The organism is Sphingomonas sp. SP2 (assembly GCF_058313385.1).
In genome coordinates, this window is the sequence record NZ_JBZFLD010000002.1 from 299,369 (window position 1) to 313,655 (window position 14,287).

General features: G+C 68.2%; 14 protein-coding genes. 8 read left to right on the forward strand and 6 right to left on the reverse strand.

Annotated features, from left to right (window positions below; genetic code table 11):
• Nucleotides 1-4 precede the first annotated feature (4 nt).
• From AC4GYU_RS12110 to smpB, 3 genes are read right to left on the reverse strand one after another with little or no spacing between them, the layout of a single operon-like run.
• The gene (locus AC4GYU_RS12110; RefSeq protein ID WP_491087206.1) at nt 5-2,077 is read right to left on the reverse strand and encodes a M13 family metallopeptidase; all 2,073 of its coding nucleotides are present in this window, start codon (nt 2,075-2,077) and stop codon (nt 5-7) included.
• A 21-nt stretch (nt 2,078-2,098) separates the two neighbouring features.
• Nucleotides 2,099-2,668: a DUF2062 domain-containing protein gene (locus AC4GYU_RS12115; protein ID WP_491087207.1), complete on the reverse strand. Its 570-nt coding sequence runs from the start codon at nt 2,666-2,668 to the stop codon at nt 2,099-2,101.
• A gap of 20 nt (nt 2,669-2,688) precedes the next feature.
• Entirely contained in the window at nt 2,689-3,171 is a 483-nt protein-coding gene (gene smpB / locus AC4GYU_RS12120; protein ID WP_491087208.1) for an SsrA-binding protein SmpB, read from the reverse strand.
• A gap of 148 nt (nt 3,172-3,319) precedes the next feature.
• On the opposite strand from smpB, the gene AC4GYU_RS12125 reads away from it, so the two are divergent.
• A complete protein-coding gene (locus AC4GYU_RS12125; RefSeq protein ID WP_491087209.1) occupies nt 3,320-3,682 on the forward strand; it encodes a hypothetical protein in 363 nt (120 codons plus the stop codon).
• On the opposite strand, the gene AC4GYU_RS12130 is transcribed toward AC4GYU_RS12125, so the two are convergent.
• Together AC4GYU_RS12130 and AC4GYU_RS12135 are read right to left on the reverse strand one after the other, a co-directional pair.
• Nucleotides 3,609-3,935, reverse strand: coding sequence for a hypothetical protein (locus AC4GYU_RS12130; protein WP_491087210.1), 327 nt, complete (start codon nt 3,933-3,935; stop codon nt 3,609-3,611). The genes AC4GYU_RS12125 and AC4GYU_RS12130 overlap by 74 nt on opposite strands.
• 40 nt (nt 3,936-3,975) lie before the next feature.
• Nucleotides 3,976-4,218: a hypothetical protein gene (locus AC4GYU_RS12135; protein ID WP_491087211.1), complete on the reverse strand. Its 243-nt coding sequence runs from the start codon at nt 4,216-4,218 to the stop codon at nt 3,976-3,978.
• Nucleotides 4,219-4,429: 211 nt separating this feature from the next.
• Here AC4GYU_RS12135 and AC4GYU_RS12140 point away from each other — a divergent pair, with 211 nt between their 5' ends.
• The 3 genes from AC4GYU_RS12140 (at nt 4,430) to AC4GYU_RS12150 (ending at nt 6,055) form a co-directional block, all read left to right on the forward strand.
• Nucleotides 4,430-4,591 carry a hypothetical protein gene (locus AC4GYU_RS12140; protein WP_491087212.1) on the forward strand — a complete coding sequence of 54 codons (162 nt, stop codon included), beginning with the start codon at nt 4,430-4,432 and terminating at the stop codon, nt 4,589-4,591.
• A gap of 128 nt (nt 4,592-4,719) precedes the next feature.
• A complete protein-coding gene (locus AC4GYU_RS12145; RefSeq protein ID WP_491087213.1) occupies nt 4,720-5,607 on the forward strand; it encodes an outer membrane protein in 888 nt (295 codons plus the stop codon).
• An 82-nt stretch (nt 5,608-5,689) separates the two neighbouring features.
• Complete coding sequence (locus AC4GYU_RS12150; RefSeq protein ID WP_491087214.1) at nt 5,690-6,055, forward strand: OmpA family protein; 366 nt, start codon at nt 5,690-5,692, stop codon at nt 6,053-6,055.
• A 155-nt stretch (nt 6,056-6,210) separates the two neighbouring features.
• Here AC4GYU_RS12150 and AC4GYU_RS12155 read toward each other — a convergent pair whose 3' ends face one another.
• A complete protein-coding gene (locus AC4GYU_RS12155) occupies nt 6,211-9,240 on the reverse strand; it encodes a TonB-dependent receptor (protein ID WP_491087215.1) in 3,030 nt (1,009 codons plus the stop codon).
• Between the two features lie 109 nt (nt 9,241-9,349).
• Between AC4GYU_RS12155 and AC4GYU_RS12160 the strand changes: the two genes are divergently transcribed.
• Genes AC4GYU_RS12160 through AC4GYU_RS12175 form a run of 4 tightly spaced genes read left to right on the forward strand, consistent with a single transcriptional unit; the run spans nt 9,350 to nt 14,275 of the window.
• Entirely contained in the window at nt 9,350-10,873 is a 1,524-nt protein-coding gene (locus AC4GYU_RS12160; RefSeq protein WP_491087216.1) for a flavin-containing monooxygenase, read from the forward strand.
• Complete coding sequence (locus AC4GYU_RS12165) at nt 10,870-11,685, forward strand: SDR family NAD(P)-dependent oxidoreductase (protein WP_491087217.1); 816 nt, start codon at nt 10,870-10,872, stop codon at nt 11,683-11,685. The genes AC4GYU_RS12160 and AC4GYU_RS12165 overlap by 4 nt, the downstream gene beginning before the upstream one ends.
• Nucleotides 11,682-12,617 carry an alpha/beta fold hydrolase gene (locus AC4GYU_RS12170; protein ID WP_491087218.1) on the forward strand — a complete coding sequence of 312 codons (936 nt, stop codon included), beginning with the start codon at nt 11,682-11,684 and terminating at the stop codon, nt 12,615-12,617. The genes AC4GYU_RS12165 and AC4GYU_RS12170 overlap by 4 nt, the downstream gene beginning before the upstream one ends.
• Complete coding sequence (locus tag AC4GYU_RS12175; protein WP_491087219.1) at nt 12,614-14,275, forward strand: GMC family oxidoreductase; 1,662 nt, start codon at nt 12,614-12,616, stop codon at nt 14,273-14,275. Before AC4GYU_RS12170 ends, AC4GYU_RS12175 begins: the two co-directional genes overlap by 4 nt.
• The last annotated feature ends 12 nt before the right edge of the window (nt 14,276-14,287 follow it).

The following is a 14,287-nucleotide window of genomic DNA, read 5'->3' on the forward strand; positions in this document are numbered from 1 at the left end:
CAGCCTACCAGACGCGGACCCGGTCGGCCGGCGCGAGGTACAGCTTCTGCCCGGGCTGGACGTTGAAGCTGTTGTACCAGCTGTCGAAGTTGCGGACGACGAACACGCGCTGCTCGGACGGGCTGTGCGGATCGGTCAGCAGGCGCTGGCGAAGGTTCGCCTCGCGATAGTTGCGCCGCCACACCTGCGCCCAGCCGAGATAGAAGCGCTGATCGCCGGTGGTGCCGTCGATCACCGGCGCCTCGGCCCCGTTGAGGCTGTGCTTGTAGGCGTCGTAGGCGACGGTCACACCGGCGAGGTCGCCGATATTCTCGCCCATGGTGAACTTGCCGTTGACCCGCGCGCCCGGGAACACCTCATAGGCGTCATACTGGGCGGCGAGCTTGGCCGTCGCCGCGTTGAAGGCGGCGAGGTCCGACGGGGTCCACCAGTCCGACAGGCGGCCGTTCTCATCATACTTCGAGCCCTGGTCGTCGAAGTGGTGGCTGATCTCGTGGCCGATCACCGCGCCGATGCCGCCGTAATTGACCGCCGGATCGGCATTGGGATCGAAGAAGGGCGGCTGCAGGATCGCGGCCGGGAAGACGATCTCGTGCATGCCGAAATTGGCATAGGCGTTCACCGTCATCGGGGTCATGCCCCATTCCCAGCGATAGATCGGCTTGCCGAGCTTGTTCATGTTGTAGGCCTGGTCGAAGCGGTTCGACCGGAGCATGTTGCCGAAGGCGTCGCCGGCGACGACCTCGAGCCCGCTCATGTCACGCCACTGGTCGGGATAGCCGATCTTGGTGGTGAAGTTGGCGAGCTTGGCGCGGGCGCGCTGCTTGGTGGCGGGCGCCATCCAGGTCAGCGAGTCGATCCGCCGGCCCATCGATTCCACCACATTCTTCACGAGCTGGTCGGCCGCGGCCTTGGTCTCGGGCGGGAAGTAGCGGGCGACGTAGAGCTTGCTGACATCGTCCTGGAGCGTGCCGACGGTGAAGTCGACTCCGCGCTTCCAGCGGGCTTCCTGCTCGGGCGTGCCGCTGAGCGCGGTGCCGTAGAAGGCGAACTGTTCCTTGTCGAAGGCGCTCGGGAGCACCGGCGCGAAGGCGTCGAGCGAGCGGATCATCAGCTGATCCTTGATCACGCCCAGCGGCGCGCGGCTGACGATCCGGGCGATGCCCGTGACCGCGGTCGGCTGCGCGACGAGGAGATCGTTGCTCGCGCCCGCGCCGACATCACGGAACATGGTCGCGAAATCGAAGCCCGGCGCCCGCGACTTGAGCTGCGCGAGGGTCAGCTTGTTGTAGGTCTTGGTCGCGTCGCGGCTGTCGACCTTGTTCCAGTGGACCCTGGCGATCTCGGTCTCGTGCGCGAGCACGGCCTTGGCGCGCGAAGCCGCATTGGGCTCGCCCGCCAGCGTCAGCACGTTGGTCAGGTGCTGGAGATATTTGGCACGGACCTCGGCGATCTTGGGATCGGCCGACAGATAATAATCGCGGTCGGGCATGCCGATCCCGCTCTGGTAGAGCGAGAGGATGTAATTGTCGGGATTCTTGTCGTCCTGGCCGACATAGGTCGCGAACGGGGTGCTGACGCCGTTCTTGGCGGCTTCGGCGTAGAGCGCCGGAAGCGCCGAGCGGTTCGACAGGCCCTTGATCTGGTTCAGCCAGGGCTGGATCGGGGCGAGGCCCTTGGCCTCGATCGCGGCCTGGTCGAGGAAGCTCGCATAGGTCTGGCCGATGCGGCTGTTGGGATCCTTGGCCGCTTCCTCGATCAGCGTCTTGGTGCGCTCCTTGCTGAGGTCGTCGAGCGCGGTGAACATGCCGTAGTTCGACTTGTCGGCCGGGATCGGCGTGTTCTTCGCCCAGGTGCCGTTGGCGAAGGAATAGAAATTGTCACCCGGGAGGACGGTGCTGTCCATGCCGGCCTTGTCGAAGCCAAAGTCGCCGATCTGCGGCTTGGGCGCGGCAGGCGCGGCCTCGGCGGTCTGGACCGGTTCGTTGGGCGGACCGGCGACTTCGACCGGGGCGGTGGTGGTGGCGCAACCCGCAAGCGCAGTGGTGGCAACGAGGGTGAGAATGACCTTCTTCATACGCTGATCGGACCTTCGCATTCAGGATGGATGGACAAACAATTCCGGACGCGTCCGCCTGCGCCATTTGCGGTGGACCCACCAGCGCCAGACGACGATCGACACACCATAGCCGACGAACGCGCAGACAATCGAAATCAGGAACAGGCCGGTGATCATCGCCGGGGCCGCGTCGGAGAGCAACCACTGGGCCCAGCGCGACACGCCCGCCCCGCTCGAATAGAGTCGCTCAAAGGCCGCGAGGTCGGCATGGAAGCCGAGCTTGTTGCCGAGCGCGATGGCGGCGATCAGGAAGAAGGGCGTGGTCGCGGGATTGCTGAGGAAGGTCATCGCCGCGGCGATCGGGATGTTGCCGCGCAGCGGCATGCACATCAGCGCCGCCCCCACGATCTGCAGCCCGGGGACCATCAGGAAGATGCCGATGAACAGCCCGGCGAACACCCCCGCGGGGACCGAGCGGCGGGTGAAGCGCCACAGTTCGGAACGGCGGACGCGCTTGCCGAACGGCTTCAGCCAGCGGCTCTCGAGCACTTCCTCGCGGGTCGGCGTGGCCTTGTCGGCGAGACGCTGGAAGAAGCCGGGCCTAGTCACGGGCCGGCCTCGCCGCGGGCTCACCCATGGGCGCGCAGCAGGCGGCCCTGCTCCCGCTTCCAGTCGCGTTCCTTGATCGTGTCGCGCTTGTCGTGGCTCTTCTTGCCGCGCGCGAGGGCAAGCTCGACCTTGGCCTTGCCATTGCCGTTGAAATAGATCGACAGCGGAACCAGCGTCAGGCCCTGGCGCTGGATCGCGCCCATCAGCTTGCCGATCTCGCGCTTGCGCAGCAGCAGATGCCGCTTGCGGCGCGGCTCGTGGTTCATCCAGCTGCCGTTCTTATATTCGGGGATGTGGCTGTTGATCAGCACCACTTCCTCGCCCTCGACGGTAGCGTAGCTTTCCGCGATCGAGCCCTCGCCGTTGCGCAGTGCCTTCACCTCGGTGCCCTGAAGCGCAATTCCCGCCTCGAACCTTTCCTCGACGAAATAATCGTAGCGGGCGCGCCGGTTCTCGGCGACGATCTTCTGCTTGTCGAACGGGGGCGATGGCGGCTGGGACATGTCTCGAGGCACCACTTAGGCGCTGCCCGGCCCGCGCGAAAGTGACGATTGCGCCCGGGAGTCGGGTAAATTGACAGATAACGACAATGGTTAACGCCGAAATGGCGGAACTCCGCCAATGGCACGCGTGTTGCTTAACCATATGTCGATGGCCAAGCCCTCCCTGCTCACGCGCTTCGGACGCCTCTTCGTCGTCAAGACGCGGTGGGAAGCCTGGGCGGTGACCTGGGCGATTGCGCTGGGCGCAGTCGAGCGCGGCAAGCATTATCTCGAAATCTATCCGGGGACGATCGGCTGGCTGTTCTTCGCGGCCTGCGTCGGGGTCGTCTTCCTGGCCGGGGCGAAGCTCCTCGATGCCGTCCGCCCGGCGCCCGCGCTTGCGGCCCCCGCCCCTGTTCGCGCGCCGGTCCAGCCGCCGGTGCGGCGGGCGCGGATGCTCAGTCGTAATCGACCCAGAGCGTTCCGTCAGGGCGGCGGTGCAATGTCACGGTCTTCACGTCGCAAAGATTGACCGACGACCAGGTCGTCGGCGCCCCCTTCACCACGGCCCTGATGTCGAACGCGCAGGTCTGCTCGGGCGGGCCGGCCATGTCGCCGCGCGCACCCGGCGCGAGCGTGTCGGGATGAAGCGCGCGCCATGCCGCGGCGTGGCCGTCGGAGACCTTGATCTCGAGTTGCTGCAGGCGATCGTCGGTCCCGTTCGCCAGTGTGAACGGGCCCGGCGCGCTCCATAGCGCGATGATCGTCATCGCTGCCCAGTGCATGGGCCGTTGTTAGCAGAAAATAGCCGCTCCCGCGAGGGGATCAGGCTGCCTTGGACAGCATCCCGCGGCCGTGGCGGAACATCGGCGCGGCGGCGCTCCGCGAATAGCTTTCCGACAGCGGGAGCGCGGTTCCGCAGAAGCCGCACTCGGCCATCAGGCGGCCGATCAGCCAGTGGGTCCGGCCGCAGCCGGGGCAATGGTTGATCGCGCTCTCCCGATAGACGGCGTGATAGCCGCGCAGCGCCGGATTGTAGCTTCCCGTCATGTGGCTCGAAGTCAGCATGGCTGTCCCCTTCGCTCTCTCTTCAATGATTGTTCACGCCCTGTAACGAGCGACGAGTCGTTCGGTTTCAGCGATAATTCGTGTTCGTTGCCCGACTGTCACCCTGTGGCCACGCAGTTGTGCCGGAGCGGGACGCTGTGGATATTAACCCTTCTTCCACCTTTCGACCGCAGGCTCCGCCCTACGTGTGACAGGCAAGTGGAGCCGATCGGTGGAGTCGAACACCCGCTATTATGCCCGCCGGGCCGCCGAGGAGCGGATGGCGGCGCAGCGCTCGATGACCGCCGCCGCGCGCGAATGGCATGCCAAGCTCGCCAGCCAGTTCGCCGCCCGCGCCGCCGCCGCCTGCGAGGAAGCCGCCAGCGCCGCCTGAACCGCGGCCCGCATCGTCCAATCCGTTTCGCTTCTGGCATTAACCGCCGTTATCTGGCAGATTAACTCCCACCGCGCGGCCCGTTTTCCGGGATTCGCGCCGGATGAGACAGGGGAGTTTCGACCATCATGCGCAAGATCCTGCTTGGCTGTGCCGCGGCAGCATTGCTCGCCGCACCGGCCGCCGCCCGCGATCGCAGCGGCTATTTCGGTGCCGAGGGCGGCGCCCTCTTCGCCAAGGACCTCGACCACAATGTCGCCATCACCCGGACCACTGCGCCGGTCGGCACGACGCTGGTCGACGACGGCGTCCTCATGGACTTCAAGAAGCCCGGCCTCGATCTCGACCTGATCCTCGGTTACGACTTCGGCATCATCCGCCTCGAGGGCGAACTCGGCTACAAGCGCGCCAGCGTCGACAGCATCGGCCTTCGCACCGCCACCGGCGGCGCGGTCACCGAAGTCGACGGCAAGGGGAATGTCGGCGTCACGTCGGCGATGGCCAATCTGCTGCTCGACTTCGGCGACGATGACGGCGTCAGCTTCTACGCCGGTCCGGGCGCGGGCTGGGCGCGGGTCAAGATGAACAACATCGTCCCCGGCACCGCCACCTACGACATCGAGGGCAAGGACAGCGGCCTCGCGCTGCAGGCGGTCGCGGGCATCCGCTACGCCATCACCCCGCAGCTCGATATCGGCCTCAAATATCGCTACTTCCGCTCGAGCAAGCTCGACTTCGACAATGTCATCACCGCGCTGAACAGCTCGGGCATCACCTACGATACCCGCAGCCGCTTCAAGTCGCACTCGCTGCTGTTCAGCGTGATCTACAACTTCGCCGAGCCGGCTGCGCCGCCGCCGCCGCCGCCGCCGCCGATGCCGCCGGCCCCGCCGATGCCGCCGGCCCCGCCGCAGACCCAGACCTGCCCCGACGGCTCGGTCATCCTGACGACCGACAGCTGCCCGCTGCCGCCGCCCCCGCCGCCGCCGCCCGCGCCCACTCCCGAGCGCGGCTGAGCGATCTGACGGGCAAGAGAGCGGCCGGGGAGGAAACTTCCCGGCCGTTTTCCTTTCCCCGCCGAAGGACTAAGACGACGCGATGATCCTGATCCTGGCTGCCGCCCAGGCGCTCGCCGCCCCGCCCCCGCTGATGGTCTTCTTCGACAGCGGCGGGACCGAGATCAGGCGCGACTGGGAGCCGGTGCTCGACGATGCCGCCAAGTCCGCCGCTGGCGGCATCCGCATCGAACTCGTCGGCCATAGCGACCGGCCCGGAAGCCCCGCGGTCAACCGAATGATGGGCCTCAAGCGCGCCGAAGCCGTCGCCGCCGCGCTTGCCGCCCGCGGCATCGCCCGCACCGCGATCACTTTGCGCAGCACCGGAGAGGAGGACCCGCTCGTCCCCACCGCCGACGGCGTGCGCGAGATCCAGAACCGCCGGGTCGATATCCTCTTCCAGCGCTGAGCCCGGGAAACCCCGGCGGCGCCGCGCCGTCGGCGGGGAGAAGGCGCAGGGTCTCCTCGCCGCGCTCGACCGCCATTATCTGCGCAAGGACGGGCACGCCAAGCCGCATGCCCACGGCGTCGACTTCGTCGACACCGCGGGCCTCGACCTCAAGCCTAGAAGCTGAACCCCACCGACACGCCGTAGCGGCGCGGCTCGAGCGTGAAGGCGTTGGTGTAGAGCCCCGACGACTGGTCCCCGACGTAGAGGCCGGTGATCGCGTCGCTGTTGGTGAGGTTCTGCACGAACGCCCGCACGTTCCACCGGTCGCCCGGCGAATTGAGCTGGACCTGCGCGTTCACCACCGTGAAGCCGTCGATCTTGTCGATCGGCGTGTTGAAGCTGCGCGCATAGAAGCTGCCGGTGTAGGCGACGTCGGCGCGCGGAACGAGCGTCCAGCGTCCGAGGTGGAAGGTATATTGCGCGCCCGCCGCGAACTTCCAGTTGGGCGATTGCGGCAGCTCGTTGCCGGTAAGATCGCGCTCGGCCCCAGTGGTCACCGCGAACGGCAGCGGCCCGGTCGGCACCCCGAAGGCCGCGCGCAGCGTCGAAGGCGGGTTGGCGGCGGTCGCCGCAAGCGCCGCGCAGACGCCGTAGGCGCCGGTCGCATTGGTCCCCGGCACGGGCACCGGCGCCTGCAGTCCGATGCTCCCGTTGACCGCGCCCACATAAGCGGCGGCCGTGCCCGGCGGCAGCGTGGTGGTCGGCACGACTGCGCAGTTGGACGCGTTGGTGAGGTCCTTGATGATCACCGCATCGGCCCGCCCGCCCGACGGATCGCGCGGGTCGACCAGGCTCAGCCCCTTGATCTTGCTCTTGAGGTAGGAGCCCGAGAAATTGAGCGCGAAGTCCCGGGTCGGCCGGATCACGCCCTCGACCTCGACGCCCCAAATCTGCGCGTCCGTATTGTCGTTGACCGAGGTCCGCCCGACGATCCGGCTGAGCTGCAGCCCCTTGTAGTCGTAGAAGAAGGCCGAGGCATTGAGCCTGAGCATTCCGTCGAGGAAGGTGTTCTTGGTCCCGATCTCGTAGGCGTTGATCGCCTCGGGCGCGAAGGTCGGCGAGATGTTGAAGCTGGGGTCGACCGGCGGGTTGAGGCCGCCCGCCTTGTAGCCGCGCGAATAGCTCGCGTAGACGAGGCTGTTGCGGCCCAGCTGATAGTCGACCACCGCCCGCCCGGTCAGGCGCGAGAAGCTGACCTTGCCGATGTCATAATCCTGGTTGCCTGCGGTGGTCGGGTCGGCGTCGTAGGTGAGGAGGAAGGGCGAGCTGTTGGCATCAGCGACGCCGAGGATTGCGGGGAAGGACAGGATCGGCGCCCGCGCCACCTGCCTTTTCTCGTCGCGGCTCCAGCGCAGCCCCGCGGTGAACTTCAGCCGGTCGTTGAGCTCGTAGGTCGCGTCGCCGAACAGGCCGCTGCTCTTCAGCCGGAAGTCCTTCACCTCCGAGTTGAAGAAGGGCGGCGCGAGATAGACTTGCGGGAAGAGCGGGTTGGTCGCGCGTTGCCCGAGCGTGCTCGCCGCGCCCAGCACGCCGGCCGCATAGTCGAGGCCGAAGGACGCGACATAATAGTTGGAATTGGTGAAGCGGCCATCGGTGTAGATACCGCCTACGATGAAGTTGAACGGCCCGTCGAAATTGCTGTCGAAATGGGCCTCGATCGACTTCTGCCGATAGACCGACTGCGAGCGATCATATTCGGTCCCGCCGGCGGTGCAGCGGTTGGTGAAGCCGCCATAGATGCCGCTGTAATTGAGGTTGGTCTCCGACGTGCAGACCGGCCCGAACGGACCGTTGGGAATCAGCCGCTGCGCGATCGCGGTGAAGGGATTGCTTCCGCCCGGGAAGAAGGCGCCGGGAACGCTGGCCTGGAAGGCGAGCGCGAGGAGGCCCGGATTGCCCGCCGCGGAATTTTCCGCCGCCAGCGTATAGTCGGTGCGGCTGTCGACCTTGGACTTCGAATAGCCGCCGATCACCGTCAGGCTAAACTTCTCCCCAAGGTCCTGCTCGAGCCGCGCCTGGAGGATCGTCTCGCTCGCCTTGTAGGTCGGGTTGTAGTCGGTGTTGACGGTCCGGAGGTCCGCCGGATTGACCACGCCGCCGAAGAAGGGATCGGCGCCGTAGAGGTTGGTCAGCCCGAGCGGTGCGAGCGAGGGATCGTTGAGCGCGAAGAACTGCCGCGACGAGAGGATCCCGGCGAGCGTCGCATTGCCGTTCAGCGTGTCGTAGCCGAGCTGGTCGGGTCGGCAGCCGAGGATCCCGGTCGGATCGCGCGAACACAATTGCTTCTGCACGCGGCTTCGGTCGTCGTCCTCGACAAAGCGATAGCCGACGAGGTCCAGGGTCGTGCTGCTGCTCGGCCGGATCCGGAGCGAGCCGCGCACCGCCCAGACGTCGCGACCGTCGATCCGGCTCCCGTCGAACAGATTCTTGGTGAAGCCGCCGCGGACCAAAGAATAGCCGGCGAGCCGCAGCGCCGCGACGTCGGTCAGCGGCACGTTGATCGCGCCGGTCAGGCGGTTGCTGTCGTAATTGCCGAACTCGACTGTGGCATTGCCGCTGAACTCGCCGAGCTTGGGCCGGGCGGTGATGAAGTTGACCACGCCCGAGGTCGCGTTGCGCCCGTAGAGGGTGCCTTGCGGGCCGCGCAGCACCTCGAGCCGCTCAAGGTCGAAATATTCGGTCTCGAACAGGCGGTTCTCGACCAGCGGCATGTCGTTGAAATGGATGCCGGTGGCGCGGTCGCAGCTGAACCCGACGCAAAGGTCGCCGATGCCGCGGATGGTGAAGCTCGACGAGGTGAAATTGGTCTTGGTGAAGGTGACGTTGGGCAGGCTCAGCTGGAGGTCGGTCGCATTGCTGATCTGCTGCCGCTGCAAGGTCTCGGCGGTGAAGGCCGAGACCGAGATGGGAACCGACTGAAGCGCCTCGGCACGGCGCTGCGCGGTGATGACGATGTCGCCATCGGCGCTGCTTCCGGCCTGGCTCGTGCCGCTCTCGGCATCCCCTCCGTTTTCCGCGCCGGCACCGGTCTGGATCTTGCCGTCGCCCGGGACCGGGTCGGGCACGGTCTGGCCGGAAGCGGGCGCAGCAAGGATCACGGCCGAGAGCGACGCTCCGGCCAGCAGCAGGCTCATGGATTTCATCAGTGTCTCCCCCGTCGCGCGCACCCGCCGGAACAAGGCGGGACGGCACTTCAGCGGGGGTGAGTTTCCGCTTGCAGGCGAGCGACTGTCAAGGGCAGCATGGCGGGCGATGGATCACGCCGCTCCCGCCGCTTCCGCCACCCCCGTCGACGTCGACGTGCTGGTGATCGGCGCCGGCCTGTCGGGCATCGGCACCGCCTGGCATCTCCAGCATCATTGCCCCGATCACAGCTACGCGATCCTCGAGGCGCGCGACGCGATCGGCGGGACCTGGGACCTGTTCCGCTATCCCGGGATCCGCTCCGACAGCGACATGTATACGCTCGGCTACAGCTTCGAGCCGTGGACCGACTGCAAGGCGATCGCCGACGGCCCCTCGATCCTCGCCTACGTCAATCGCGTCGCCGACAAATATGGCATCCGCCCCCACATCCGGTTCGGCCACCGGCTGGTCGCCGCCGACTTCGACCGGGACAAGGCGCGCTGGACCGTGACGGTCGAGCATGGAGGCACGATCCGAACGCTCACCTGCCGCTGGCTCCACATGGGCACCGGCTACTACAATTACGGCGAGGCCCACCTCCCCGACTTTCCCGGCCGCGAGGAGTTCGCCGGCCCGCTGTTCCACGCGCAATTCTGGCCCGAGGGGCTCGGTTATGCCGGCAAGCGCGTGGTGGTGATCGGCAGCGGCGCGACCGCGGTCACCATCGTTCCCGAAATGGCCAAGGCCGGCGCTGCCCATGTGACCATGCTCCAGCGCTCGCCGACCTACATGGTCAGCCGCCCGGCGGTCGACAAAGCCGCCAACCGCCTTCGCCGCCTGCTCGGCCCGCGCGCCAGCTACGGCGTGGTCCGCTGGCGCAACGTCCTGATGCAGCAGGCCTTCTTCCAGCTCGCCCGGCGGCGCCCCGGCTTCATGAAGAAGATGCTGCGCAAGGGCCTGCTCAAGGAATTGCCGCAGGGCTATCCGGTCGAGACCCACTTCACCCCCAGCTACAATCCCTGGGACCAGCGCCTCTGCCTCGTCCCCGACGCCGATCTCTTCGCCGGCATCCGCGACGAGCGTATCTCGATCGTCACCGACCGCATCGCCCGGATCCTCCCCCACGGCATCCTCCTCGAAAGCGGCGCCACGCTCGACGCCGACATCATCGTCGCCGCGACCGGGCTCAAGCTCCAGCTGCTGAGCGACGTCGCCTTCTCGGTCGGCGGCGCCCCCCGGCGCCTCAGCGGGGCGATGACCTACAAGGGGATGATGTTCGGCGGGGTCCCCAACCTCAGCTACAGCTTCGGCTACACCAACGCCTCCTGGACGCTGAAGGCCGACCTCACCTCGCTCTACCTCTGCCGCCTGCTCAATCACCTCGCCGCGACCGGCCGGACCACCGCCGTCCCCGAGGTCCAGCCCGACGTGAAGCCCGTCGCCTTCCTCGATTTCAGCTCGGGCTATGTCCAGCGCGCCGCCGACATCCTGCCGGTGCAGGGGGACCGCGCGCCGTGGAAGCTCCACCAGAATTACGTCCGCGACCTCGCCGCGCTCAAATATGGCAAGCTCGAGGACGGGGTGATGCATTTCTCCGGCCGCCCGGTGCGCCAGCCCCCCGCCCGCACCTTTGCCGAGGCCAAGGCATGAGGCTCGACGGCCGCCTCGCCCTCGTCACCGGCGCCGGCGGCGGGATCGGCCGCGGGATCGCGCTTGCCCTGTCGCGCCGCGGCTGCCAACTCGCGCTCGCCGACCGCAATGCCGCCGGCCTCGCCGACACCGCCGCGATGATCCGCGGGGTCAGCGTCTCGACCCACCAGCTCGACGTCACCGACCGCGCCGCCTGCGCCGCGCTTCCGGGCGAGATCCTCGACCGCCACGGCCGCATCGACCTCCTCGTCAACAATGCCGGGGTCGCGATCGGCGGCACGTTCGAGCAGGTCGACGAGGCCGACTTCGACTGGCTGATGGAGGTCAACTTCCACGCCGTCGTCCACCTGACCCGCCTCTTCCTCCCCCACCTCAAGGCCAGCGACGAAGCGCGGATCGTCAACGTCTCGAGCCTGTTCGGACTGATCGCTCCGCCCGGCCAGACCGCTTATTCCGCCGCCAAGTTCGCCGTCCGCGGCTTTTCGGAATCGCTCCGCCGCGAGCTCGAGGAGGCCGGCTCGACCGTCGGGGTCAGCCTCGTCCACCCCGGCGGGATCGCCACCGACATCGCCCGCAACGCCCGCCCCCCGCGCCACGTCACCAATGCCGAGGCCGCGCTGATCGCGAGCGAGAAGGAGCGCTTCCAGAAGTTCCTCCGCATGTCCCCGATCAAGGCCGGCGAGATCATCGTCGAGGGCATCGCCCGCGAGCGGCCGCGGATCCTCGTCGGCAGCGACGCGAAGATCGGCGCCCTCATCGAGCGGCTGAGCCCGGTCGGTTACTGGAACATCCTCAAGCGGAGCATGGCATGAGACATTGGGCGATCGCCGGCGCATCCCTCGCTGCAGGGCTCCTCGGGGCCGGCTGGTACAGCCAGCGCGCCGCCCGCCGGGCCGAGGAGATGGTGCCGATGGACGGCCGGCTGGTCGAGGCCGGCGGCACCTTGCTCCATGTCACCGAGCAGGGCTCGGGCCCGTCCCTCCTCCTCATCCATGGCCTCAGTGCCCAGCTCCGCAGCTTCGCCCAGTCGATGGTCGACGATCTCGCCCGCGACCATCGCGTGGTCCGGGTCGACCGCCCCGGCTCGGGCTATTCCCCGCCCTTGCCATCGGGCTCGCAGCATCTCGCCGACCAGGCCGATGCCATGGCCGCGCTGATCGACACGCTCGGCCTCGACCGGCCGTGGATCGTCGGCCATTCGCTCGGCGGGGCACTGGCGCTCCAGATCGCCGAGCGCCACCCCGAAAAGATCGCCGGCCTCGCCCTCATCGCCCCGGCGACCCAGCCCGTCCATGACGTGCCCGACGTGTTCCGCGGGCTGATGGTCCCGCTTCCCGTCGCCGGCCTCGTTGCGCGGACCATCGCGGTCCCGCTCGGCATGGCGACACAGGACAAGGTGCTCGCCGCGGTGTTCGCGCCCGAGCGGGTCCCGGCCGACTATCTCACCGCCGGCGGCGGGGCGCTCGCGCTTCGCCCGGGCAATGTCGCCGCGGCCTGCGCCGACCTCCAGCTCGCCCGCCGCGACGCCGAGGAGATGGTCACCCGTTTCGCCTCGCTCGACCTTCCGGTCCGGATCCTCAGCCCGCGCGGCGACGCCCTGCTCGATCCCGAGGTCCATGGCGCGCTCACCGTCAGCCAGATCCCCGGTGCCCGCCTGACCATGGTCGAAGGCGGCCACATGCTCCCCTACACCCAGCCGCTCGACACCGCCTGCTGGGTGCGCGACGCGACGCGCCCGGCGTGACCCCGCCGCTCGAGGCCGATTATGTCATTGTCGGCGGCGGTTCGGCCGGCTGCGTCCTTGCCGCCCGCCTCAGCGAGGCCCCCGCCACCCGGGTCGTCCTCCTCGAAGCCGGCGGCGACGACCGCCCCGGCAAGGAGAAGGGGCAGTTCCTCTCCAACCTCTGGATCCATGTCCCGATCGGCTATTCGCAGACGCTGAAGGACCCCAGGGTCAACTGGCTCTACCAGACCGAGCCCGACCCCGGCACCGACGGCCGCCAGCATGTCTGGCCGCGCGGCAAGGTCCTCGGCGGCTCCTCCTCGATCAACGCCATGCTCTACGTGCGCGGGCAGCGCGCCGACTATGACGGCTGGCGCCAGCTCGGCTGCGAGGGCTGGGGTTTCGACGACGTCCTCCCCTATTTCCGCCGCGCCCAGCACCAGGCCAATGGCGCGTCGGACGACCATGCCACGGGCGGCCCGCTCCACGTCGCCGACCCTGCCGACAGCCACCCCGTCAGCGAAGCCGTGATCCGCGCCGCCGAGGCGCTCGGCCTGCCCAGGCGCGACTGCAACGGGCCCGAGCAGGAAGGGGTGAGCTGGTTCCAGGTTAACATCCGCGACGGCAAGCGCTGCTCGGCCGCGGTCGCCTACCTGCACCCCGCCATGGGCCGCCCCAATCTCGCGGTCGTCACCCATGCGCTCGCCCGTCGGATCATGGTCGCCGACGGCCGCGCGACCGGCGTCGGATATGACCATCGCGGCACGCCCCGCACCGTCCGCGCCCGGCGCGAGGTGATCGTCTGCGGCGGCGCAATCAATTCGCCCCAGCTGCTCGAACTGTCGGGCATCGGCCAGCCCGAGCGCCTCCAGCAGCTCGGGATCCCCGTCGTCCACCCGCTGGCCGGGGTCGGCGAGAACCTCCAGGACCATTTTGTCGTCGGCGAGACCTATCGGCTGAAACGCGGCACCCTGTCAGTCAATGAACTCGCCCGCGGCCCCCGGCTGCTGCGCGAGGTCGGCCGCTACCTCCTCCACCGCCGCGGCCTCCTCACTCTGTCGGCGGCGCATGTCGGCATCTTCACCCGCTCGCGCCCCGACCTCGCCGGGCCCGACCTCCAGTTCCACATCCTCCCGGCGACGATGGATTCGGACAAGCTCGCCAACGAGCAGGTGATGGAGCTCGAGAAGGAGCCGGGGCTCACCATCGCGCCTTGCCAGCTGCGCCCGGAATCGCGTGGCTCGGTCCACCTCCGCTCCGCCGACCCGGCCGAGCATCCGGCGATCCGCCCCAATTATCTCGCCGATCCGCTCGACCGCGACGTGATCGTCGCCGGATTGAAGTTCGGCCGCCGGCTCGCCGCCACCGATCCCGTCGCCGCCTACATCGACCATGAGACGAGCCCCGGTCCGGACATCCGGAGCGACGCCGACCTCCTCGCCTTCGCCCGGGCCAGCGGGACGACCATCTACCATCCGGTCGGGACCTGCGCGATGGGCCGCGGCGCGGGCGCCGTGGTCGATCCCCAACTCCGGGTCGTGGGTCTCGAGGCCCTGCGCGTCGTCGATGCCTCGATCATGCCCCGCCTGGTCAGCGGTAATACCAATGCCCCGACCATCATGATTGCCGAGAAGGCGGCCGACCTCATCCGCGAAAAGCCCGCGCTCTCCGTAGCTTAGCGCAAGGCTGCG